The following is a 20747-nucleotide window of genomic DNA, read 5'->3' as shown; positions in this document are numbered from 1 at the left end:
GCCAGCTCCTATTCAGCAGCCACGCGCGCTGGCGCGGGCTTGAAATCCTCGGGGAAATGGGTGATCGAGCTCATCACCGGGTAGGGCGTGAAGCCGCCCAGCGCGCAGAGCGAACCGAACTTCATCGTGTTGCAGAGGTCGGTGACCAGAGCGAGGTTCTTCTCCGGTTCGATACCGGCGGCGAGCCTGTCGATGGTTTCCACGCCCCGCGTCGAGCCGATGCGGCAAGGCGTGCACTTGCCGCAGCTTTCGATGGCGCAGAATTCCATGGCGAAGCGTGCCTGCTTCAGCATGTCGGCGGTATCGTCGAAAACCGTGATGCCGGCGTGACCGATCAGTCCATCGCGCTTGGCGAATTCTTCGTAGTCGAACGGCGTGTCGAACAGTGCGCGCGGGAAGTAGGCGCCGAGCGGGCCGCCGACCTGCACCGCCTTCACCGGACGCCCGGTGGACGTGCCGCAACCGATCTCGTCGACGATCTCGCCCAGCGTCAGGCCGAAAGCGGTTTCGAACAGGCCGCCTTGCTTGACGTTGCCGGCGATCTGGATCGGGATCGTGCCGCGCGAGCGGCCCATGCCGAAATCCTTGTAGAAGGTGGCGCCCTTGTCCATGATGATGGGTACGGAAGCGAGCGAAATGACGTTGTTGATCACCGTCGGCTTGCCGAACAAACCCTGTATCGCGGGCAGCGGCGGCTTGGCGCGCACCACGCCGCGCTTGCCTTCCAGGCTGTTCAAGAGCGAGGTTTCCTCGCCGCAGACATAGGCGCCGGCACCGACGCGGATTTCCATGTCGAAGGCGTTAGGCGAACCCAGCACATTGACGCCGAGCACACCGGCCTTGCGGGCGATCTCGACGGCCTTGTTCATGACAGCCACCGCGTGCGGATATTCCGAGCGGATATAGACGAAACCCTTGGTCGCGCCGGTGGCGATGCCGGCGATGGTCATGCCTTCGATGAGCACGAAGGGGTCGCCCTCCATGATCATGCGATCGGCGAAGGTGGCGCTGTCGCCTTCATCGGCGTTGCAGACGATGTATTTGCGCTCCGATGTCGTATCGAGCACCGTCTTCCATTTGATGCCGGTCGGGAAGCCTGCGCCGCCGCGGCCGCGCAGGCCGGAGTCGGTGACCTGCTTGACGACGTCGGCGGGCGTCATGGCCACCGCGTTCCGCAGGCCGCTCAGTCCGCCGAGCGATTTGTAGGCATCGAGCGACAGCGGGTCGTTGATGCCACAACGTGCAAACGTCAAGCGAGTTTGTTTGGCCAGGAACGGAATCTTGTCCGGTGCGCCGAGCCAGCGCTTGTGATGGCCGCCGGTGAGAAAACCGCTGTCGAACAGGCTCTTCACGTCCGACGGTTTCACCGGCCCGTAGGCGACACGGCCATTGGCCGTCGCCACTTCGACCATCGGTTCGAGGAAATAGGCGCCGCGCGAGCCGTTGCGCACAATCTTGGCCTCGATGCCGCGCTCCGCGAGTTCCTTGGCGACGGCCTTCGCGACCTTTTCCGCGCCCAGCGCCAGTGCGCCGGAATCGCCGGGAATATAGATACGGGGGGTCATGAGCGCACCTCGGCGACGATCTCGTCGATCCTGTCGTCATCCAACCGACCGATCACCTCGCCATCCAGCATCGCAGATGGCGAGCAGGCGCACAGCCCGAGGCAATAGACCGGTTCCAGCGTAACCGATCCGTCACGCGTGGTCTCATGGAAGTCGATGCCGAGCAACTGCTTGACCTTGGCGGCGACCGCGTCCGAACCCATCGACTGGCAGGCTTCCGCCTGGCAGAGCTTGAGCACGTGCCGCCCGGCCGGGCGCGCGCGGAAATCATGATAGAAAGTCACGACACCATGCACCTCGGCCCTGGACAGGTTCAGGCCGTCGGCAATGACGGGGACGGCATCCTGCGGGACGTGGCCGAATTCTTCCTGGATGCCGTGGAGGATCGGCAGCAGCGGACCTTCGAGGTCCTTCAACTCCTGGATAATCGCCGCCGTGCGCGATGCGATCTCGGTACTTGCAGGCTGCATCGTCATGCAGCGCCCTCCCTGGTCGATAGCTTTTATCGCTAAGTCTTTACAAAATCAGAGGAAACCCGCGAAATCAATAAAGCTGTTTCGTTGCTCGATAGAAATCTTCTATCGACGAGCTGCGCTCAGCATTGTCTAGCCTAGCGGTGGGCGCGGAAATCGTCTGCCAGCGCCATCGCCTCGTCCAGCAGCGCCTGCACCAGCGGCGTGTGCGGCTCGCGCGGCGCGGCGACCAGCCCGACTGTGTGGCTGGCATCGGGCTCGACGATCGGAATGGCCCGGATCGGTTCGGAAAAACCGAATGTTTCCGCAAGGTTGAGTGGCATGATCGATGACCATTTGCCGGTCCGGATGTGCGAGAACAGCACGATCATCGAATTCGATTCCAGCGTCGGCCGCACCTGCACGCCGGCTTCCGCCAGGTGCTGGTCGATGATGCGGCGGTTCTGCATGTCCGGCGTCAGAAGGCACAGCGGCAACTGGCTGATCTCGGACCATGTCACTTTGTCGCGGTCGGAATAGGGATTGCCGATTGCGGTGATCAATTGGTAGCGCTCGTCATAGAGGGGCACGCTGGTCACCCGTCCCAGCGGTTCGTTGTCGAGATAGGTGATGCCCGCATCGACATCGAAATTGCCAAGCAGCGACAGCACTTCGATCGAGGTCCGCGACAGCACCGAAAAGGTGACGCCTGGGTGCTTGTCTCGAAAGGGCGTCGTCAATCTCGCGACCATCGCCAATGCCGTCGGGATTGCTGCAATCCGGATGCGGCCGGAAAGGCCATACCGGGCGGCGCGCATCTCCTCGCGCATGGTCCTGGAGTCGCCGACGATGCGGCGCGCCCAGACCAACACTTGCTTGCCCTCCGGGGTCAGCCCCTGGAACCGCGACCCGCGATTGACCAACATGACGCCGAGCTGGCCCTCGAGCTGCTTGATGCCGGCCGACAAGGTCGGCTGCGTGACCCCGCACGCCTCGGCCGCCCGGCCGAAGTGCTCTTCCTTGGCCAGCGCGATGAAGAATTCCAGCTTGTCGATCATTGGGGGAAGCTATCCGGCGCGGTGGCGTCGCGCCAGATGGTGTCGCGCTCAATCCTCCAATGCATGTCGCCCGAAAGTGACTTCGGTTTTGGGACAACGACATGCATAAAAAAGCGTTCGCGCAGCGCTGCCTCGATCGCCGGGATCTACCGATCCACGAGATTGAGGATGTTGCCGTCCGGATCCTTGAACCATGCGACTTTCATGCCGCCGCCGACATGCAGGTCACCCTCCATCGTTAGGCCGGGCATCTCGTAATGCTCGAAGACGACACCCTTCGACTTGAGGGCGTCGACGACATCGGCGATGGCGTCGCCGACCATCCAGGTTACCGCCGTCGCCTTGTTGGTCCCTGCGAATTCGGAGCGATAGACATTGATCGTGGTATCGCCGCTTTTGTAGACGATCAATTCGCCGCCCTCATCGTGCACCTGTTCCAGGCCGAGTGTTCTCTCATAGAAGGCCTTGGCCCTTGCCAGATCCTTCACGGCGAGGTTTGCCGATGCGTTGCTGTTTGCAAGCATGATCGTCTCCTTCCCTGGTTGTCATTCCCTCTGGTCATGGAAATAGGTCGCCCAGGCCGCTTGACGACCGCCATCATGCCTGGCGCTTGGAGCGGTCCGCGATCTGCACTATGTGAGCTGCAGCCGAACGCCAGGGAACAACAGCCATGTCCATCACCAAGGAAATCGTCACCGAGCGCCTGAAGACGGTGAACGGGCCGGACTTTACCGGCAACATCGTCGACCTCGGCATGGTTTCGGAGATTTTCATCGCCGATTCGAAAGTGTTCTTCTCGATCACCGTTCCCGCCGCGCGCGCTCAGGAGATGGAGCCGTTGCGCGCCGCCGCCGAGCGGGTGGTGAAGGCCATTCCCGGCGTCGCCGGTGCGGTCGTCGCGCTGACGGCTGAAAAGAAAGGCGGCGGCATGGAGGCGTCGGTTCCATCGCGTCCCGCACCCAGGCCGGCGCCGACGGCTCCGGTCGCTGCGGCACCACGGGCGGCTCCGCATGCTCCCGCTTCGCAGAGCCAGGGCAAGCGCGGCGTGCCCGGCATCGAGGCGATCATAGCGGTTGCTTCAGGCAAGGGTGGCGTCGGCAAGTCGACCACGGCCGTCAACCTGGCGCTCGGCCTTGCCGCCAATGGCTTGCGGGTCGGTGTGCTGGATGCCGACATCTATGGCCCGTCGATGCCCAGGCTGCTTAACATCCATGGCCGGCCGCAGACGGTCGACGGCAAGATCCTGAAACCGATGGAGAACTACGGCCTCAAGGTGATGTCGATGGGTTTCCTCGTCGATGAGGAGACGCCGATGATCTGGCGCGGGCCGATGGTGATGTCGGCGCTGACGCAGATGCTGCGCGAGGTTGAATGGGGGCGGCTCGACGTGCTCGTCGTCGATATGCCGCCCGGCACGGGCGATGCGCAACTGACCATGGCCCAGCAGGTGCCGTTGGCGGGTGCCGTCATCGTCTCGACGCCGCAGGACCTGGCACTGATCGATGCCCGCAAGGGCCTCAATATGTTCAGGAAAGTCGATGTGCCGCTGCTCGGCATCGTCGAGAACATGAGCTACTTCATCGCCCCGGATACCGGCAAGCGTTACGACATCTTCGGCCATGGCGGCGCGCGCCGCGAGGCGGAGAGGCTGGGCGTCACCTTCCTCGGCGAGGTGCCGCTTGAAATGGGGATCCGCGAGAGCTCTGACGCCGGCACGCCGGTGGTCGTCTCGAAGCCGGATGGCGCCGAGGCGAGAATCTACCGCGATATCGCCTCCAAGGTCTGGGACAGGGTCAACGAGGAACGCGGCGCGGCCGAAGCGGCCGTGCCGAGTATCGTCTTTGAGTGAACCCTCACGGGGAGTGCGTCAGCCGCCCACTTTCTCGCCGAAAGCCGAAAAGAACTGTCCGGCCAGTTTCTTCGACGTCGATTCGATCAGCCGGCTGCCAAGCTGCGCGATCTTGCCGCCGACTTCTGCCTTGGCCGCATATTTGAGGACCGTCGCGTCCGGCCCGTCGGCGGTGAGCGTGACGTCGGCGCCGCCCTTGGCGAAGCCGGCGATGCCGCCCTTGCCTTCGCCCTGGATGGTGTAGGCATGCGGCGGCTTGAGATTCCTGAGCGTCACTTCGCCGTTGAAGGTGGCCTTGATCGGCCCGATCTTCAGCACCACCGTTGCCGCCATCTCGGTCGCCGATTTCATTTCCAGGCTCTGGCAGCCTGGGATGGCGCCCCTCAGGACGGCTGGGTCGTTCAGCGCTTCCCACACTTTCTGCACGGGTGCGGCGATACGTTCCTCGCCCTCGATCACCAAAGCCATCTAAACCTCCCGCATCGCCGATGTCGGATTGGTCGTAGCGTGCGGCTCGATAGCTGTCTATCGCACCAAAGTCCGGATTCAGATCACGCGTGCCCCTTGCCTGCATCCGCGCGTTGTCATATCGATTTGTCATACAAATACGGAGACCATGATGGCCGGCGCCCCCACGAAAAAGAAAAAGTTCCGCTCGCAGGAGTGGTTCGACAATCCCGACAATCCGGGAATGACGGCGCTTTATCTCGAGCGCTACCTGAATTACGGGCTGACACGCGCCGAGCTGATGTCTGGCAAACCGCTGATCGGCATCGCGCAGACGGGCTCTGACCTTTCGCCTTGCAACCGGCACCATATCGAACTTGCCAAGCGCGTGCGCGAAGGCATCGTCTCGATGGGCGGCATTCCTTTCGAATTCCCCTGTCACCCGATCCAGGAGACCGGCAAGCGGCCGACCGCCGCCCTTGACCGCAACCTCGCCTATCTCAGCCTTGTCGAGGTGCTCTACGGCTATCCGCTCGACGGCGTCGTGCTCACCATCGGCTGCGACAAGACCACGCCTGCCTTGCTGATGGCGGCGGCGACCGTCAACATCCCGGCCATCGCGCTGTCGGTCGGCCCGATGCTCAATGGCTGGCATAAGGGCAAGCGTACCGGCTCGGGCACCATCGTCTGGGAATCGCGCCAGCGCCTGTCGGCCGGCGAGATCGGCTATGACGAGTTCATGGACATCGTCGCGTCCTCGGCGCCGTCCACCGGCTACTGCAACACGATGGGCACGGCCACCACGATGAATTCGCTGGCCGAGGCGCTCGGCATGCAACTGCCCGGTTCGGCCGCCATTCCGGCGCCCTACCGCGAGCGCGGCCAGATCGCCTACGAAACCGGCAAGCGCATCGTCGACATGGTGCACGAAGACCTGAAACCGTCCGATATCATGACCCGCGCGGCTTTCGAAAACGCCATCGTCGTCAATTCGGCGATCGGCGGCTCGACCAACGCGCCGATCCATCTCAACGCCATCGCCCGCCATCTCGGCGTGCCGCTCGACAATGACGACTGGCAGACCATCGGCCTCAAAGTGCCGCTCATCGTCAATCTGCAGCCGTCAGGTGAATATCTGGGCGAAGACTATCACCACGCCGGTGGCGTGCCTGCCGTGGTCGCCGAACTGATGAAGGCCGGAATGCTGCCGCATCCCAATGCCTTGACCGTCAATGGCAAGTCGATCGGCGCCAATTGCGATGGCGTCGCCAACGAGAATACCGACGTCATCCGCACGGTGGCCGAGCCGCTGAAGGCCAATGCCGGCTTTATCAACTTCAAGGGCAACCTGTTCGATTCGGCGATCATGAAGATGAGCGGCATTTCGCCGGAATTCCGCGAGCGCTATCTGTCGAACCCGAACGACCCGGAAGCCTTCGAAGGCAACGCCATGGTCTTCGACGGGCCCGAGGACTACCACGCCCGCATTGACGATCCGGCGCAAGGCATAGACGAGCATACCATCCTGTTTATGCGCGGCGCCGGTCCCGTCGGCTATCCCGGCGGCGCCGAGGTCGTCAACATGCAGCCGCCGGCCTACCTCATCAAGAAGGGTATCCACGCGCTGGCCTGCATCGGCGACGGCCGCCAATCCGGCACGTCGGGCTCACCGTCGATCCTGAACGCCTCGCCGGAAGCCGCGGTCGGCGGCGGCCTGGCGCTGCTCAAGACCGGCGACCGCGTCCGCATCGACCTGCGGAAGGGCACGGCGAACATCCTCGTCAGCGATGACGAGATCGCACGGCGACGCGCCGAGCTGCAGAAGGATGGCGGCTATCATTATCCCCAGCACCAGACGCCGTGGCAGGAGATCCAGCGCGGCATGGTCGACCAGTTCTCGGCCGGCATGGTGCTGAAGCCGGCGGTGAAATATCAGGATGTCGCCCACACGATGGGGGTGCCTCGCGACAATCATTGATTATCCCCGGGAATAGTCATCGATTATTCCTGGCTGATCAGCGATGATGGATGACGACGACCGGCGGCCTTCGATCAGGCCGCCGTGTCACAGCCACGGGCCGGGAAACGCTCTGTCCTTGACAAGCCAGCCCAACAATTCCACCATCATCGCAAGGGGTGTATCGCGACGACCCCGTGAGGCGTCAGCCCAATGTTCGCGTCCAGGCTTCTTCAGGAGGTGGACGCCATGCCGTCAACAACCGCTATCACCGTACAGCAACTATCCCGTCTGATTGGTCTGCCGGGCGCGCCTGTGATCGTCGATGTCCGTATCGATGAAGACTACGACGCCGACCCGCGCCTGCTGCCGGCCTCTCACCGGCGCAATTTCAAAACGGTCTCGGCTTGGGCAAACGACCTTGCCGGCAGCCAAGTGGCCGTCCTTTGCCAGAAGGGGCAAAAGCTTTCGCAAGGGGTTGCCGCGTGGCTGCGGCATGAAGGCATTGCCGCCGAATCCCTCGAAGGCGGCTTCGAAGCCTGGCGCGATGCCGGCGGGCTTCTGGTCCGCGCCGACAAGATACCTTCCCGCGATGAAAAGGGCCGCACCGTCTGGGTGACGCGGGCTCGCCCCAAGGTCGATCGCATCGCTTGCCCATGGCTGATCCGGCGCTTCATCGATCCCGACGCGGTGTTTCTCTTCGTCGAACCCGCTGAAGTTCCGGCTGTCGCAGACCGCTTTCAGGCCGTGCCTTTCGACATCGACAATGTGTTCTGGAGTCATCGCGGCGAGCGCTGCACCTTCGACATGATGATCGAGGAGTTCGGGCTGGAATCCCAGGCACTCGATCGGCTTGCCACGATCGTGCGCGCGGCCGACACCGCACGCCTGGATCTGGTTCCTCAGGCAGCCGGATTTCTGGCCGCCTCGCTTGGCCTGTCACGCATGTTCCGCGACGATCTGGAGCAGCTGGAGGCCGGCACGATACTCTATGACGCGTTCTTCCGCTGGTGTCGCGACGCCACTGACGAGACGCACAACTGGCCGGGCGGGGCAAAGCCGTCATGAGCAGCCTCATTTCGGGCAATGATGCCGACCTCGTCGAGGCGCCGGCGGTCCCGAGCTTCCGCGAAGCCACGAAACTCTGGGCGAAGATCGGATTGCTGAGCTTCGGCGGGCCGGCGGGGCAGATCGCGCTCATGCACAAGGAATTGGTCGAGGACCGGCGCTGGATCGGCGAACAGCGTTTCCTGCATGCGCTGAACTACTGCATGCTGCTGCCCGGTCCCGAGGCCCAGCAACTCGCCATCTATATCGGCTGGCTGCTGCACAGGACGATCGGCGGCCTTGTCGCCGGTGTCCTGTTCGTGGTGCCCGGCGCACTGGTCATGCTCACCCTGAGCATTCTCTATGTGCTCTATGGTGATGTCCCGCTGGTCGCGGCGCTGTTCTTCGGGGTCAAGGCCGCCGTGCTCGCGGTCGTGGTCGAGGCGGTGATCCGCATCGGCCGCCGCGCCTTGAAGAACCGGTTGATGGTGGCGATCGCGCTTTGCGCTTTTCTCGGCATCTATGTGCTCGCCATCCCGTTCCCGCTCATCGTCCTGATTGCGGGATCGGTGGGATGGGTGGGAAACCGTGTCGCGCCAGCCCTGTTTTCCGGCGCGGCGCACGGCAAGAACGACGCTCCCGATATCAGGGGCGCGGTCGACCTGATGTTCGAACGCGGCGAACTGGCCCATACCAGGCCGACACGATGGCATGCGCCGCGCACCATCGCGATCTGGCTGCCGATTTGGCTCGGGCCAGTTCTGTTGCTGTGGGCGCTCACCGGAAGGAGCAGCGTGTGGACGCAGATTGGCGGCTTCTTCAGCCTCATGGCGGTGGTCACCTTCGGCGGCGCCTACGCGGTTCTTGCCTATGTCGCGCAGGCAGCCGTGCAGTCCTTCGGCTGGCTCGCCCCTGGTGAAATGGTCGATGGTCTTGGCCTTGCCGAGACCACGCCGGGTCCACTCATCCTGGTGTTGCAATTCGTCGGCTTCATCGCCGCGTTTCGCCACGCCGGCTCGCTGGACGCACTGCTTGGCGGATCGCTTGGAGCGCTGCTGACGCTGTGGGTTACGTTCACACCCTGCTTCTTCTGGATATTCCTCGGCGCGCCCTACATCGAGGCCCTGCGCGGCAACAAGGCCCTGTCGGCCGCGCTGGGCGCGATCACCGCCGCCGTGGTCGGCGTCGTCATGAACCTTGCTCTGTGGTTCGCCTTGCACGTCGTCTTCCGCGAAGTGCGCATGACGGGCCTTGGCATGAATGTGCCGGTGCTTTCGTCGATCGACTGGCGAGCCGCGCTGCTTTCGGTGGCCGCCATGGTCGCCATCCTGAAGTTGAAAACCGGTGTGCTGCCGACGCTTGCGGGATGCGCTGTTGCCGGCGTGTTGCTGCTCGCCGCGGGCGGCTAATGCATGTCGCCCGAGAGTGTCTTCGGTTCCGGGACAACGCCCTGCATCGAAACAAGATCTAAGGCGCGTCGCATGGATCCGTTTCGACGCGACGCGGTTTAGATTTTCCGGCTCCTTTGTATTCCGCTTCCGAACCACCTAACTGGTGGAAAACGGATTGGACCAGCAATGGCGGGACGACGCTCTTCCCTCGGCTTTCTCGGCATGTTCGGCCGCTCGGGTGATTTGCGGCAGCTCGATGCCGCCTTGCGTGGTGCCGACCTGCATCCCGCCCTCGTGCCCGAAGGGGTGAAACTAACCATCGTCAATCTGATGAAGGACCACTGGCCCGAGGAGCCGCCGCCGCAGGCCTATCCGCGGGTAGCGAACCTGTTCAGCTACTGCATCGCCGGACCGGAAACCTTCGAGCGTGCGCAAGGCCCACAGCAGCGGCTCGACGCGGAGCGCCGGATCGAGGCCGCTCTCGAAACCGGCGACGATCTCGATGCCCAGATCGTGCTGATGGCACTGCACGCCAAGCTGATCAACGCCGAGGTGGTTGAGCGCTTCGGGCTGGGCGCCGACTGAGCGCTTTCGTGAAACGCTGAAACCGCTCTAAGCCCGGCTTATCTCCTGGAGATACCAGCCGATATAACGCAGCTCGTTGTACTCCATCGGCGCGATCGGTCCGGGCACGAAATAGTGCGAGCGTACGCCGCGCGCCGTATGCTCGATGATCTTCTTGTCCTCGTCCGTGGTGACCTTCCACAGCCAGGTCAGTTTCTCCAGATCGTAGTCCTGGCCTTCGACAGCGTCGCCGCACACCAGCCAGATCAGTTCCATCTCGCAGGTCTGAGCCGTTTTCGGGATGAATCGGTAGATCATCCCGTGGTCGGGGTAGCAGACGAGGAAAGTCGTGCCGCCAAGATGGATGGAGGTGACGCCGCCGTCATAGTCGGTGAAGCGGCCCATCAGTGGCGCGACGGGGGAGCCGTCCCGGCTGCCGCTCGAAACGCCGTCATAGAGCGCATAGCGGAATGTGTGGATCGCCTCCTGGCCGGCGGCCGAATTCTGCCAGCGATCGCCGCTGCCGATCTCGATGCCGAGAGCGCAGGTCCGCTGTTCCATCGCGGCATTGAGCTGCTCGATCATCTCCGCGGGCTTTTCCAGCGCGTGCGTCTGCGAATATTCGGGATGCGCCGGTCCGCAATGGTAGCATTCGACATAATTTTCGACGGCGAGCTTCCAGTTCGCCTCGAGCGGGTAGCTTTGGCGATACGCCACCTTGGCATCGCCCCACCCATATTGTCCGCAACTCGTGCGCAAAGATTGCTCGATCGGATCGAAATCGAGTGGCGTCTCGGCGAAGGAGATGAAGACAAGGCCGGTCGCGACGCGGACATGGAGCTTCTTCAGCCCGTGCGCGGTGCGGTCGAAATCCTTCGGCATCAGCCTGGCGGCGCGCAGCGAGCCGTCATTGGAATAGGTCCATGCATGGTACGGGCAGACGAACACTTTCGCGTTGCCCTTCTCTTTGGTGCAGACCTCGGCGCCGCGATGGCGGCAGACATTGAGCATGGCATGCACGGTGCCATCCATGCCACGCGACAGGATGACCGCCTCGTCACCGAGCTTGAACAGTTCGAAGTCGCCGGGGTTGGGAATGACGCTGGCATGCGCCAGGCAGTGCCAATGGCGGCGGAACAGACGTTCCATGTCCCGCTCGAAAATATCCTGGTCGTGGTAGAATGGGCGCGTCAGGCCGTAGCCTGGCCGGTGCGAGGCCACCAGCCGATCGATGGCATCTTCGGTATTTGCGGCTTGCTGGATAGGATAGACGCTCATTTGTCGTTCTGCCCAATGGTTGGTTCTGTCGGTGGCTATCTGTATGTCGGTCTTCTGGCTAGCCGTCCATGCTCGCGCGCGGCAAGTGGATCAGGTTGCCGAAGCGGGCGCGCAATCTGTCGTCGACCAGCTTGGGCACGTGCCGCGGAAATCGTTCCGCAAGGATGCGCTTCTTTTCGTCGATCGCCCGGGCCAATATATCAGGGCGGCCTTTTTCGTTCCATTCCTTCGGTGAGGAACGGTCGCCGAAGGCGGGATAAAAACGCTCTGCCCGGGCCGACTTGAGCGTTTGCTCGTTGTCAAGATAATGGCCCGGACCCTTGAGGCAGACATCGGCGATGGTGTCGATCGACAGCGCTTCGTCCGTCACTTCGATGCCGCGTGCGCAGCGCAAGCAATGGCCAAGCATGTCATTGTCGATGATCAGGCTTTCCAGGCAGAAGCCGAGCAGCGAGGCATGCATGCCGGCCGATTCATAGACGAGGTTGAGGCCCGAGAGGCCGGCCATCACATTGGTGATGCCTTTCTCGTAGCCGGACTGGATATCGGGCAGTTTCGAGTCTGTCATGCCGGCGGCCGAGCCGCCGGGCAGGTCGTAGAATTGCGCCATCTGCGCGCAGGCCGCCGTTACCACCGCCTGTTCGGCTGAGCCCCCGGCCATGGTGTTGGTGCGCAGGTCCGACATGAACGGCCAGGCGCCGAAGATCGCCGGATGTCCCGGCTTGAGTGCGTTGACATACACCAGGCCAGCCAGCACTTCGGCCACTGCCTGCGCGACCGCGCCGGCCATCGCCGCCGGAGCGGTTGTTCCGGACTGGCCGGTGGAGAGGAGCAGGATGGGGATGCCGCCTTCGACACAGGCCTCGAGCACGCCGCAGGCATCCTCGGCGAACTTCATCGGTGGCACGACGAAGGAGTTGGAGTTGGAAACGAATGGCCGGGCGCGGAAATTCTCCTCGCCACCGGCGATGGCATAGAGCATTTCGAGCGCCGGCTTCACATTCTCGCGCACGGTGAAGGACGTGCCGACATGCTTCGATGTCCCCATCACGCAGGCGTAGAGCGTGTTGAAATCCATATCGAGCGGGTCGGCGATGTCGCGCGCCACCATCGGCCGCTGGAAAAAATGGATGTTGCTCAGTCCATCGACGATGCGGGCGGCGTCATAGATGTCCTGCAGCTTGGATTCGCGATACTCGCGCTTTTCGAGATCCACCAGATGCACGGCGATACCCGCCGTGCCGTAGTGGACACGCTTGCCTTGGATCACCATGTCGTGCTTGGGGTCCTGGCCATGCAGTGTGAAATGCCGCGCGGCTCGCTTGATGGTGTCGAGTATGAGCGCACGGGGGAAACGGATGCGGCCATCGTCGCCATGGATGGCGCCAGCCTTGGTCAGGACTTTTATGCAGGACGGGATGGCGTTGGCGAAGCCGACCGTTTCCAGAAGCGTCAGCACGCCCTCATGAATGCGCTCGCAGTCGTTTCCGCGCAATGGCCCGTAACTGCCGCCTTCCATGGCTTGGTGTAGTGGCCCATTTGGTGGAATGGCTGGTTTGCCCGCCTGTCCTGTTTCGCGATCGCCGGAGTGTTGTGGACGACGGTTCGCCGGCATGTCCTGCTTTTCGACAGCCACTGGCATGGAAGCACTCCACCTCTACCGGCAGGAGCTCGTGGCGGTTGGTCCACCATCAACCTGCTTCTTCTCTGACGCCGACTATGCCGCCGGCACTGGCCCATCCTATGAGCCAGCTGGCCCAGCTACATGTGCCAGACCTAAAACAAACCGGAGCCGCTGAGAAGCGGCTCCGTTGAAGAAATCGGATTGATGGATCAGGCGGCGGCCGGCCTGCGTCCGGCTGCGGTGGCCAACTCGCGGATGCCGGGCTCGATGTGCTGCAGAGCGATAGAGGAAATGCCCAACCGCATGAAACGCGAAGGCTTCTCGGTGCGGTCGAAGAAGCGGTCGCCGGGCTCGATGATGACGCTGCGCGAGGCCGCTGCTTCGGCCAAACCGCGGGAATCGGTGCCGCGAGGCCCTTCCAGCCACAGCGACGTGCCGCCGGCCGAGTCGGTCGAGCGCCATTCCGGCAGGAAGGCCGAAATCGCATGGACCAGCCGCTTGCGCCGCTCGTCGAAGGCGCTCGACAGCCGCCGCACCAGCGCTTCGTGATGGCCGAGCGACAGGAAGAGCGCCACGGCGCGCTGATTGTTGGCCGGCGGATGGCGCAGCATGAAGCGGCGCAGCGCCCTGAGTTCGGCGATCAGTCCAGCGGAAGCCACGATGTAGCCAAGCCGCAGCCCCGGGGCCAGCGTCTTCGACATCGAGCCGACATAGACGACGCGGCCGGAACGGTCGAGGCTCTTCAATGCCTGCTGCGGCGCCTCGTCGAGAAGCTGGCTGTCATAGCCGTCTTCGATGATGATCTGGTTGTGCCGGTTGGCGCGCGCCAGAAGATCCTGCCGCCGCTCCGCCGACAACGGCACCATGGTCGGGCAATGATGACTGGGGGTGACGAAGACGAAGCCGGAATCATTGGGAATAGAAGAGGTTACGATACCGGACTGGTCCACTGGCACCGGCTCGATGTCGGCGCCCGCGAGCCGGAAGATCGAGCGTGCGTCGGGATAGCCTGGATCCTCCATCGCCACTTTCGAGCCCTTGGTCATCAGCAGCGAGGCCAGCATATAGAGCGCGTTCTGGGCGCCCAGCGTGACGATGATCTCGTCGGGATTGGCGAAGATGCCGCGCCGGGGCAGCAGCCGTGCCTGGATTTGCTCGATCAGCAGCGGATCGTCGCGGTCGACCATGTCGGACGCCCAGTTGCGGATCTCCAGCACGGCCAGCGCCATGCGGTTGCACTCGCGCCACTCGGCGGTCGGGAACAGCGCCGGGTCGAACTGGCCGTACACGAAGGGGTAGGAGGACTTGATCCAGTTCTCGTGCTTGGCGGGCGGCGGCATGTCGCTTGCCGCGATCTGCCGGCGCGCCTTCCAGTCGATCTCGTTGGCCTGGTCGGGTGCTTTCTGGTGCGGCTTGGCGGGTGTCGCCAGCACGTCCGGATTGACGAAATGGCCGCGCCGCTCGCGCGCCACCAGGAAACCCTGGTCGACGAGCTGCTGGAATGCCAGCACCACCGTTCCGCGTGCGACGCCGAGTTTTTCGGCCAGGATACGGCAGGAAGGCAGCGGCATCGAAGCGGCGATCTGGCGGTCGAGAATCGCGGCCACGATGGCTTGGCGGATCTGCGCCTGCAGGGTCTGGCCGGATTCGGCCGAAATCCGGAACAGGCCGGACCATATCGCCGTGTCGTTTCTCTGTGGCATGGAAGATGTTCCTCGATGGCCAGCTTTTTTCGCTTGGCTGGACCAGCCGAACGTAACCGTGGCACAAGGGGTTGCGCCAATCAATTTTTCTGATCTTTGGGATTTATGCCAGTGATCCTTCAAGCTCGAAATAAGGCGCGGCCCTCGCTCTCGACACCACCTCGCTCCTCGATACCCACCTCTTTGCTCGATACATTGTGTCTTCGCATCGTGATGTGCTGCGTCATCGCCGCGTATTGACCGGATGGATTTCGGCTCAATAGTTGGGGCGCGACGACACGCGCCGGAAACATCCGGTCTGATATGGTGCGTCGAAAAAGCCAGGAGTCCCCGCCAGTGGATCAGTCAGCCTTCCAGAAACAGCTTGCCGCCCTGCGCGACCATCGCGCCGCGGCCCCGGGCGACATGCGCCAGGCCTTTGCCGCCGATCCGCAGCGCTTCAAGACATTCTCCGCCGCTGACGGCGACCTCCTGCTCGACTGGTCGAAATGCGCCGTCGACGCGACGACCATGGATCTCCTTGAGAAGCTCGCCGCCGCAGCCGATCTCGAAGGCCGTCGCGCCGCCATGTTCGCCGGCAAGAAGATCAACATCACCGAAGACCGCGCCGTCCTGCACACGGCGCTGCGCAACCTGAGCGGCAAGGGCGTCACGGTTGACGGCCAGGACGTCAAGGCGGATGTCATATCCGTGCTCGACGCCATGGGCGCCTTCGCCGATGCCATTCGCTCCGGCAAGGCAACAGGCGCCACCGGCAAGAAGATTACCGATATCGTCAACATCGGCATTGGCGGCTCCGACCTTGGTCCGGCCATGGCGACGCTGGCGCTCGCCCCCTATCATGACGGCCCGCGCGCCCACTATGTCTCCAACATTGACGGCGCTCACATCCACGACACGCTCAAGGGGCTGTCCGCCGAAACCACGCTGTTCATCATCGCCTCCAAGACCTTCACCACGGTCGAGACGATGACCAATGCGCAGACGGCACGCGACTGGGTGCAGAAGGCGCTCGGCAAGGAGGCCGTGGGCAAGCATTTCGCCGCCGTCTCGACCGCGCTCGACCTGGTGGCCAAGTTCGGCATCGAGCCGGATCGTGTCTTCGGCTTCTGGGACTGGGTCGGCGGCCGCTATTCGCTGTGGGGCGCGATCGGCCTGCCGGTCATGATCGCCATCGGCCCAAGGGACTTTCGCGCTTTCCTCGACGGCGCGCACGAAATGGACGAACACTTCCGCACTGCGCCGCTCCAGAAAAACCTGCCGGCGCTCCTCGGGCTGGTCGGCTGGTGGCACCGCGTGGTCTGCGGCTATCCGGCCCGTGCGGTCATCCCCTACGATCAGCGCCTGTCCAGGCTGCCGGCCTATCTGCAGCAGCTCGACATGGAATCGAACGGCAAGAGCGTTACCCTTGACGGTACTCCGGTGACGACGCCGACCGGGCCGCTGGTCTGGGGCGAGCCAGGCACCAACGGCCAGCACGCCTTCTTCCAGCTGCTGCACCAGGGCACCGATTTGATCCCCGTCGAGTTCCTGGCCGCCGCCGTCGGCCACGAGCCTGATCTCAAGCATCAGCATGACCTGCTGCTCGCCAACTGCCTGGCGCAGTCGGAAGCGCTGATGAAGGGCCGTACGCTGGAAGAGGCGCGCGCGCAGATGCTGGCCAAGGGCATGAAGCCGGCGGATGTCGACCGTATCGCGCCGCATCGTGTCTTCTCCGGCAACCGGCCCTCGGTGACCATCCTCTACCGCAAGCTCGACCCGCGCACCTTCGGCCGGCTGATCGCGCTTTACGAGCACCGCGTCTTCGTCGAGGGCACGCTGTTCAACATCAACTCCTTCGACCAGTGGGGCGTCGAACTCGGCAAGGAATTGGCCACCGGGCTCCTGCCTGTCGTGGAAGGTAAGGAAAGCGCCGCAAACCGGGATGCCTCGACCAGGGGCCTTGTGGAACGCATCCACCAATTGCGTGGTTCGGAGTGAAGCGCTTGGCTGACATCAAGGGGATATTGTTCGACAAGGACGGAACGCTTGTCGACTTCAACGCGACCTGGCTCGGCGTCGCCGACTTCATGGCCATGGACGCGGCCGACGGCGACCGCTGGAAAGCCGACAGGCTGCTCGCGGCCGCGGGCTTCGATTTCGCCAACCGGCGCTTCAAGCCCGACTCCATCTTTGCCTCCGGCACCAATCTCGACGTTGTCGAACTGTGGTTCCCGCGCCTGTCCAACGAAGACCAGATGCTGGCCGTTGCCCGTTTCAACGAGATCACCTCGGTGCAGGGCTCGACGATGGCGGTGGCGCTGCCAGGCATCGCCGACACGCTGGCTCTGCTGCACAGGCGATCCTACCGGCTTGGCGTCGCCACCAACGATTCGACCAGCGGCGCGGAAAAGACGCTTGTCACGCTGGGTGTCGCGCAACTGTTCGAAGCCGCCTATGGCTATGACGCGGTGGCCAACCCCAAGCCCGCTCCCGACACCATCCAGGCCTTTTGCGATCTTACGGGGCTCAAGCCGTCTGAGATCGCCATGGTCGGCGACAACAGGCACGATCTCGAAATGGCGCGTGCCGGCGGCTGCGGCCTGGCGGTGGGCGTGCTCTCCGGCACCGGCACGCGCGAATCGCTGGCCGAGATCGCCGATGTCATCCTGGATTCGGTTGCCGATCTGCCGGATTTCCTTTCGACGCGGGTCAAGGAGACGGTCTGATCGGCAGGGCGGCGTACTGTTCGGGCTGGAGGCGAAAGACAGCGCTCGGCTTCAGCGCGGCGTCTTTCGCCTCGCCGAAATCCGGCACCTTGTATTCGGCAAGCAGCCGCAGCCGCGAGCGCGGCAGATAGGCCCGGCCCGGATCGCCGACCAGCACCTCGATGCCGGCGGCGACGCAGCGGTCGAGGAAAGGCATCATCCCCAAGGCGACACCTTGCCCGTAGAACACGTCGCCGGCGAGCACCAGGTCCACGGCGGGCGGTGGCCCGGTGGTGATGTCGTTCCCCATTATCGTGATCGTGACGCCATTGGCCGCTGCATTCAGCGCCAGCGCGGCAACGCCGTTCCGATCGACCTCGGTGGCCATCACCTCACACGCGCCGGCCTTTCCCGCGGCAATGCCGACAATGCCGGAGCCTGCTCCAAGGTCGAGCACGCGGCGGCTCGCCACGATCTCCGGATGGTCCAGCACATAGCGCGCCAGCACGGCGCCGCCTGCCCACGCATAGGCCCAATAGGGCGGTTGCGGCTCCTGCGAATCGGCGTCATCGCCTTCGACAAGGCGCCTCAGCCCGCTGCTCGGGTGGGCGGTATAAAGCCAGATTTCGGGAAGCGCCGGCACCGATGTCAGGCGCATGTTCGCCTTGATGAATTCCGCCGGGTCGAGGCGCGGGCGCCGGTCCGGCGTATCGTCCTTGGCGAGACCCACTATTCGCGCAGCGCCCGCCGCAGGATTTTGCCGACCGGCGTCTTCGGCAGTTCGGTCCTGAACTCGATGTATCTGGGCCGCTTGTAGCCGGTCAGGTTCTCGCGGCAAAAGGCTGTGATGGCCTCGGCGGTCAGGGCCGGGTCTTTCTTGACGATGAACAGTTTCGGCACTTCGCCCGAATGCTCGTCCGGCACGCCGATCGCCGCCACTTCGAGCACGCCGGGATGCGCCGCCACGACCTCCTCGAGTTCGGTCGGATAGACGTTGAAGCCGGAGACGAGGATCATGTCCTTCTTGCGGTCGACGATTTTGGTGTAGCCGCGATCGTCCATGAAGCCCATGTCGCCGGACTTGAAGAAGCCGTCCTTGGTCATCACCCTGGCGGTCTCGTCCGACCGGTTCCAGTAACCGGCCATCACCTGCGGTCCTCTGATGCAGATCTCACCGACCTCGCCAAGCGGTACATTGTTGCCGTCGTCGTCGCGAATGGCGATTTCGGTCGAGGGCAGCGGCAGGCCGATGGTGCCGGTGAATTCGCCGGAGCTGAACTTGTTGGCCGTCGCCACCGGCGAGGTCTCCGAAAGACCGTAGCCTTCGCTGATGGGGCAACCGGTCAGCGCCTTCCAGCGCTCGGCGACACCCTTCTGTACCGCCATGCCGCCGCCAAGCGTCAAGAGCAGCGGCTTGAAGTCGAGCTTGCGAAAGTCCTCATTGTTGAGCAGCGCGTTGAACAGCGTGTTGAGGCCCGGAAAGATATGGATCGGATACTTGCCCATTTCCTTGACGAAGCCGGGAATGTCGCGCGGATTGGGGATCAGTATGTTCTGGCCGCCCATCTGCATGCCCATCAGCGCATTCACCGTCAGCGCGAAGATATGGTAGAGCGGCAGTGCGCAGACGAGGTTGAGATGCGCCGGCTTTGGCTTGACGGTGTAGGCGTCCTGCAGCCACAGCGCATTCTGCGCGACATTGGCCAGCACATTGCTGTGCGAGAGGGTCGCGCCTTTCGAGATTCCGGTGGTGCCGCCGGTATATTGCAGAAAGGCGACATCGCTGGCGGCCACCGTGGCCGGCTTGAAAGCCATGCCGCGGCCAGCCTTGAGGGCCGCGTTGAACTTGACATGGCCAGGCAATGACCAGGCCGGCACCATCTTCTTGACGCGGCGCACGACCAGATTGACGATCGAGCCCTTCAGGCCGCCGAGCAGGTCGCCCATGGCCGCGACGACGATGTGCTTGACCGAGGTCCTGGCGACGACCGCCTGCAGGGTGTTGGCGAAGTTTTCGAGGATGACGATGGCCTGCGCCCCGGAATCCTTGAGCTGATGCTCCAGTTCGCGCGGCGTGTAGAGCGGATTGACGTTCACCACCGTAAAGCCGGCGCGGGCGACCGCCATCATCGCTATGGGATACTGCAGCACGTTCGGCATCATCAGGGCGACACGCGCGCCCTTCTGCAATCCTGTGGACTGCAGGTAGGCTCCGAAGGCCGCCGAAGACTGTTCGAGCTGCGCGTAGGTGATGGACTTGCCCATGCACGTGAAAGCCGGCTGGCCGGCGAACTGCTTGCAGGCGCCAACGAGGAAGTCGCCGATGGAACCGTAGGGAAGGGCGCCGATCTCGGCCGGCATGTTCTTGGGATAGCTGTTGAGCCATGGCTTTTGCGGCAGGCCGGCGGCGAGTTCGGTGAGCGCCTTCGGCAGCCGTTGGCTGGCCGCTGTCGCTGGCTTGGAGACCGGTGCAGTCTTCGCCGGTGGCGAACTCTTCGTCGTCGCGGTTTTGCCCGTTCCGGCCTTGCCCGATCCGGGCTTGGTCGCGGGTGCCTTTGTCGGCGCGGCCTTCGACGCCGGCTTCGCGGCGGTCCTGGCGGTGGCCACGGTTTTTGCCGCGGGTGCTTTCTTGCCGGCCGCCGCCTTCGCGGTCGCGGCCTTGCCCGCGGCCTTGCCTTGCCCGTCGTCGCCTGCGGCTGGTCTAGGCCTCGCCTTAACGGACGCTTTCACCGGGGCCTTCGATGCTTTTGCCACCCGTTCCTCCTCGACAACCCTGGTCGCCTGTTCTCGCTGGGCCCTACCGCGCCGCCTCCAGATTGATGGAGACGTCCCTCCGCTGCGGCCAGCTGTCTATCTATGTATTGCCTCTATCGGCGGCGGTGCAAGTCTTGCCCTAGCGGCAGGATGCCGAAAGATTTGCCGCCGAAAACCTTTCCCGCCGGCCACGGCTGGAACGGCATCTTTCCGCACCGGCGGCGGATGAATACAGGGCGCGGCACCCTTGTCGCCGGACGTCTGATCAATAAAAAAATGCGGTCGTTAATAATATCGTGAATAGAAAAAAGTGCTAATTTTTTCTGCCATTTAGCGAAATTGCGGATTTTTTTCCTGCTTCCCGCGGGGTA

At 63.5% G+C, this 20747-nt stretch carries 17 protein-coding genes; 7 read left to right on the top strand and 10 right to left on the bottom strand.

The window, feature by feature from the left end:
* Window positions 1-8 precede the first annotated feature (8 nt).
* The 4 genes from LB516_RS02295 to LB516_RS02280 all read right to left on the bottom strand — a co-directional run bounded on the left by LB516_RS02295 (window position 9) and on the right by LB516_RS02280 (window position 3599).
* Window positions 9-1565 carry a formate dehydrogenase beta subunit gene (locus LB516_RS02295; protein ID WP_224718844.1) on the bottom strand — a complete coding sequence of 519 codons (1557 nt, stop codon included), beginning with the start codon at window positions 1563-1565 and terminating at the stop codon, window positions 9-11.
* Complete coding sequence (locus LB516_RS02290) at window positions 1562-2041, bottom strand: formate dehydrogenase subunit gamma (RefSeq protein WP_224682923.1); 480 nt, start codon at window positions 2039-2041, stop codon at window positions 1562-1564. The genes LB516_RS02295 and LB516_RS02290 overlap by 4 nt, the downstream gene beginning before the upstream one ends.
* A 134-nt stretch (window positions 2042-2175) precedes the next feature.
* Window positions 2176-3075 (bottom strand): LysR family transcriptional regulator, encoded by a 900-nt coding sequence (locus LB516_RS02285; RefSeq protein ID WP_015314117.1) that lies wholly within the window; start codon window positions 3073-3075, stop codon window positions 2176-2178.
* A 146-nt stretch (window positions 3076-3221) separates the two neighbouring features.
* Window positions 3222-3599, bottom strand: a complete 378-nt coding sequence (locus tag LB516_RS02280; RefSeq protein WP_224718843.1) for a VOC family protein — start codon at window positions 3597-3599, stop codon at window positions 3222-3224.
* A 146-nt stretch (window positions 3600-3745) separates the two neighbouring features.
* Between LB516_RS02280 and LB516_RS02275 the strand changes: the two genes are divergently transcribed.
* Window positions 3746-4924 carry an Mrp/NBP35 family ATP-binding protein gene (locus LB516_RS02275; protein WP_140723125.1) on the top strand — a complete coding sequence of 393 codons (1179 nt, stop codon included), beginning with the start codon at window positions 3746-3748 and terminating at the stop codon, window positions 4922-4924.
* Window positions 4925-4942: 18 nt separating this feature from the next.
* Here LB516_RS02275 and LB516_RS02270 read toward each other — a convergent pair whose 3' ends face one another.
* The gene (locus tag LB516_RS02270; RefSeq protein WP_140614856.1) at window positions 4943-5392 is read right to left on the bottom strand and encodes an SRPBCC family protein; all 450 of its coding nucleotides are present in this window, start codon (window positions 5390-5392) and stop codon (window positions 4943-4945) included.
* 151 nt (window positions 5393-5543) lie between these two features.
* On the opposite strand from LB516_RS02270, the gene LB516_RS02265 reads away from it, so the two are divergent.
* From LB516_RS02265 to LB516_RS02250, 4 genes are all read left to right on the top strand, one after another.
* Complete coding sequence (locus LB516_RS02265) at window positions 5544-7349, top strand: IlvD/Edd family dehydratase (protein ID WP_224718842.1); 1806 nt, start codon at window positions 5544-5546, stop codon at window positions 7347-7349.
* 228 nt (window positions 7350-7577) lie between these two features.
* Window positions 7578-8396: a chromate resistance protein ChrB domain-containing protein gene (locus tag LB516_RS02260; RefSeq protein ID WP_224718841.1), complete on the top strand. Its 819-nt coding sequence runs from the start codon at window positions 7578-7580 to the stop codon at window positions 8394-8396.
* Window positions 8393-9784: a chromate efflux transporter gene (chrA, locus tag LB516_RS02255; protein ID WP_015314111.1), complete on the top strand. Its 1392-nt coding sequence runs from the start codon at window positions 8393-8395 to the stop codon at window positions 9782-9784. Before LB516_RS02260 ends, chrA begins: the two co-directional genes overlap by 4 nt.
* Before the next feature lie 168 nt (window positions 9785-9952).
* Entirely contained in the window at window positions 9953-10351 is a 399-nt protein-coding gene (locus LB516_RS02250) for a hypothetical protein (protein ID WP_015314110.1), read from the top strand.
* A 27-nt stretch (window positions 10352-10378) separates the two neighbouring features.
* On the opposite strand, the gene LB516_RS02245 is transcribed toward LB516_RS02250, so the two are convergent.
* The 3 genes from LB516_RS02245 to LB516_RS02235 all read right to left on the bottom strand — a co-directional run bounded on the left by LB516_RS02245 (window position 10379) and on the right by LB516_RS02235 (window position 14935).
* Complete coding sequence (locus LB516_RS02245) at window positions 10379-11608, bottom strand: aromatic ring-hydroxylating oxygenase subunit alpha (protein WP_224718840.1); 1230 nt, start codon at window positions 11606-11608, stop codon at window positions 10379-10381.
* Between the two features lie 58 nt (window positions 11609-11666).
* The gene (locus LB516_RS02240; RefSeq protein WP_224718839.1) at window positions 11667-13250 is read right to left on the bottom strand and encodes a trimethylamine methyltransferase family protein; all 1584 of its coding nucleotides are present in this window, start codon (window positions 13248-13250) and stop codon (window positions 11667-11669) included.
* 191 nt (window positions 13251-13441) lie between these two features.
* Window positions 13442-14935 carry a PLP-dependent aminotransferase family protein gene (locus tag LB516_RS02235; RefSeq protein ID WP_015314107.1) on the bottom strand — a complete coding sequence of 498 codons (1494 nt, stop codon included), beginning with the start codon at window positions 14933-14935 and terminating at the stop codon, window positions 13442-13444.
* A 336-nt stretch (window positions 14936-15271) separates the two neighbouring features.
* Between LB516_RS02235 and pgi the strand changes: the two genes are divergently transcribed.
* Window positions 15272-16915: a glucose-6-phosphate isomerase gene (pgi, locus tag LB516_RS02230; protein ID WP_411969375.1), complete on the top strand. Its 1644-nt coding sequence runs from the start codon at window positions 15272-15274 to the stop codon at window positions 16913-16915.
* 5 nt (window positions 16916-16920) lie between these two features.
* Window positions 16921-17643 carry an HAD family hydrolase gene (locus LB516_RS02225; protein ID WP_015314105.1) on the top strand — a complete coding sequence of 241 codons (723 nt, stop codon included), beginning with the start codon at window positions 16921-16923 and terminating at the stop codon, window positions 17641-17643.
* Here the strand turns inward: LB516_RS02225 and LB516_RS02220 are convergent.
* Both LB516_RS02220 and LB516_RS02215 read right to left on the bottom strand, forming a co-directional pair.
* The gene (locus tag LB516_RS02220) at window positions 17627-18352 is read right to left on the bottom strand and encodes a class I SAM-dependent methyltransferase (protein ID WP_224718837.1); all 726 of its coding nucleotides are present in this window, start codon (window positions 18350-18352) and stop codon (window positions 17627-17629) included. The two genes, LB516_RS02225 and LB516_RS02220, sit on opposite strands and share 17 nt — an antisense overlap.
* On the bottom strand, window positions 18352-20376 hold the full coding sequence (locus LB516_RS02215; RefSeq protein WP_140660585.1) for a long-chain fatty acid--CoA ligase: 2025 nt from the start codon (window positions 20374-20376) through the stop codon (window positions 18352-18354). The genes LB516_RS02220 and LB516_RS02215 overlap by 1 nt, the downstream gene beginning before the upstream one ends.
* Window positions 20377-20747: the final 371 nt, after the last annotated feature.

The sequence above is a fragment of the Mesorhizobium sp. CO1-1-7 genome, assembly GCF_020164885.1.
Lineage (GTDB): Bacteria > Pseudomonadota > Alphaproteobacteria > Rhizobiales > Rhizobiaceae > Mesorhizobium > Mesorhizobium australicum.
Note: the sequence above shows the minus strand (reverse complement) of the source record. Positions and strands in the feature narration are given on the sequence as shown.

Excerpts from the sequence above, each read along its gene's own strand:
- LB516_RS02295 (WP_224718844.1), bottom strand. The coding sequence starts at position 1,565 with ATGACCCCCCGTATCTATATTCCCGGCGATTCCGGCGCACTGGCGCTG.
- LB516_RS02290 (WP_224682923.1), bottom strand. The coding sequence starts at position 2,041 with ATGACGATGCAGCCTGCAAGTACCGAGATCGCATCGCGCACGGCGGCG.
- LB516_RS02285 (WP_015314117.1), bottom strand. The coding sequence starts at position 3,075 with ATGATCGACAAGCTGGAATTCTTCATCGCGCTGGCCAAGGAAGAGCAC.
- LB516_RS02280 (WP_224718843.1), bottom strand. The coding sequence starts at position 3,599 with ATGCTTGCAAACAGCAACGCATCGGCAAACCTCGCCGTGAAGGATCTG.
- LB516_RS02275 (WP_140723125.1), top strand. The coding sequence starts at position 3,746 with ATGTCCATCACCAAGGAAATCGTCACCGAGCGCCTGAAGACGGTGAAC.
- LB516_RS02270 (WP_140614856.1), bottom strand. The coding sequence starts at position 5,392 with ATGGCTTTGGTGATCGAGGGCGAGGAACGTATCGCCGCACCCGTGCAG.
- LB516_RS02265 (WP_224718842.1), top strand. The coding sequence starts at position 5,544 with ATGGCCGGCGCCCCCACGAAAAAGAAAAAGTTCCGCTCGCAGGAGTGG.
- LB516_RS02260 (WP_224718841.1), top strand. The coding sequence starts at position 7,578 with ATGCCGTCAACAACCGCTATCACCGTACAGCAACTATCCCGTCTGATT.
- chrA (WP_015314111.1), top strand. The coding sequence starts at position 8,393 with ATGAGCAGCCTCATTTCGGGCAATGATGCCGACCTCGTCGAGGCGCCG.
- LB516_RS02250 (WP_015314110.1), top strand. The coding sequence starts at position 9,953 with ATGGCGGGACGACGCTCTTCCCTCGGCTTTCTCGGCATGTTCGGCCGC.
- LB516_RS02245 (WP_224718840.1), bottom strand. The coding sequence starts at position 11,608 with ATGAGCGTCTATCCTATCCAGCAAGCCGCAAATACCGAAGATGCCATC.
- LB516_RS02240 (WP_224718839.1), bottom strand. The coding sequence starts at position 13,250 with ATGCCAGTGGCTGTCGAAAAGCAGGACATGCCGGCGAACCGTCGTCCA.
- LB516_RS02235 (WP_015314107.1), bottom strand. The coding sequence starts at position 14,935 with ATGCCACAGAGAAACGACACGGCGATATGGTCCGGCCTGTTCCGGATT.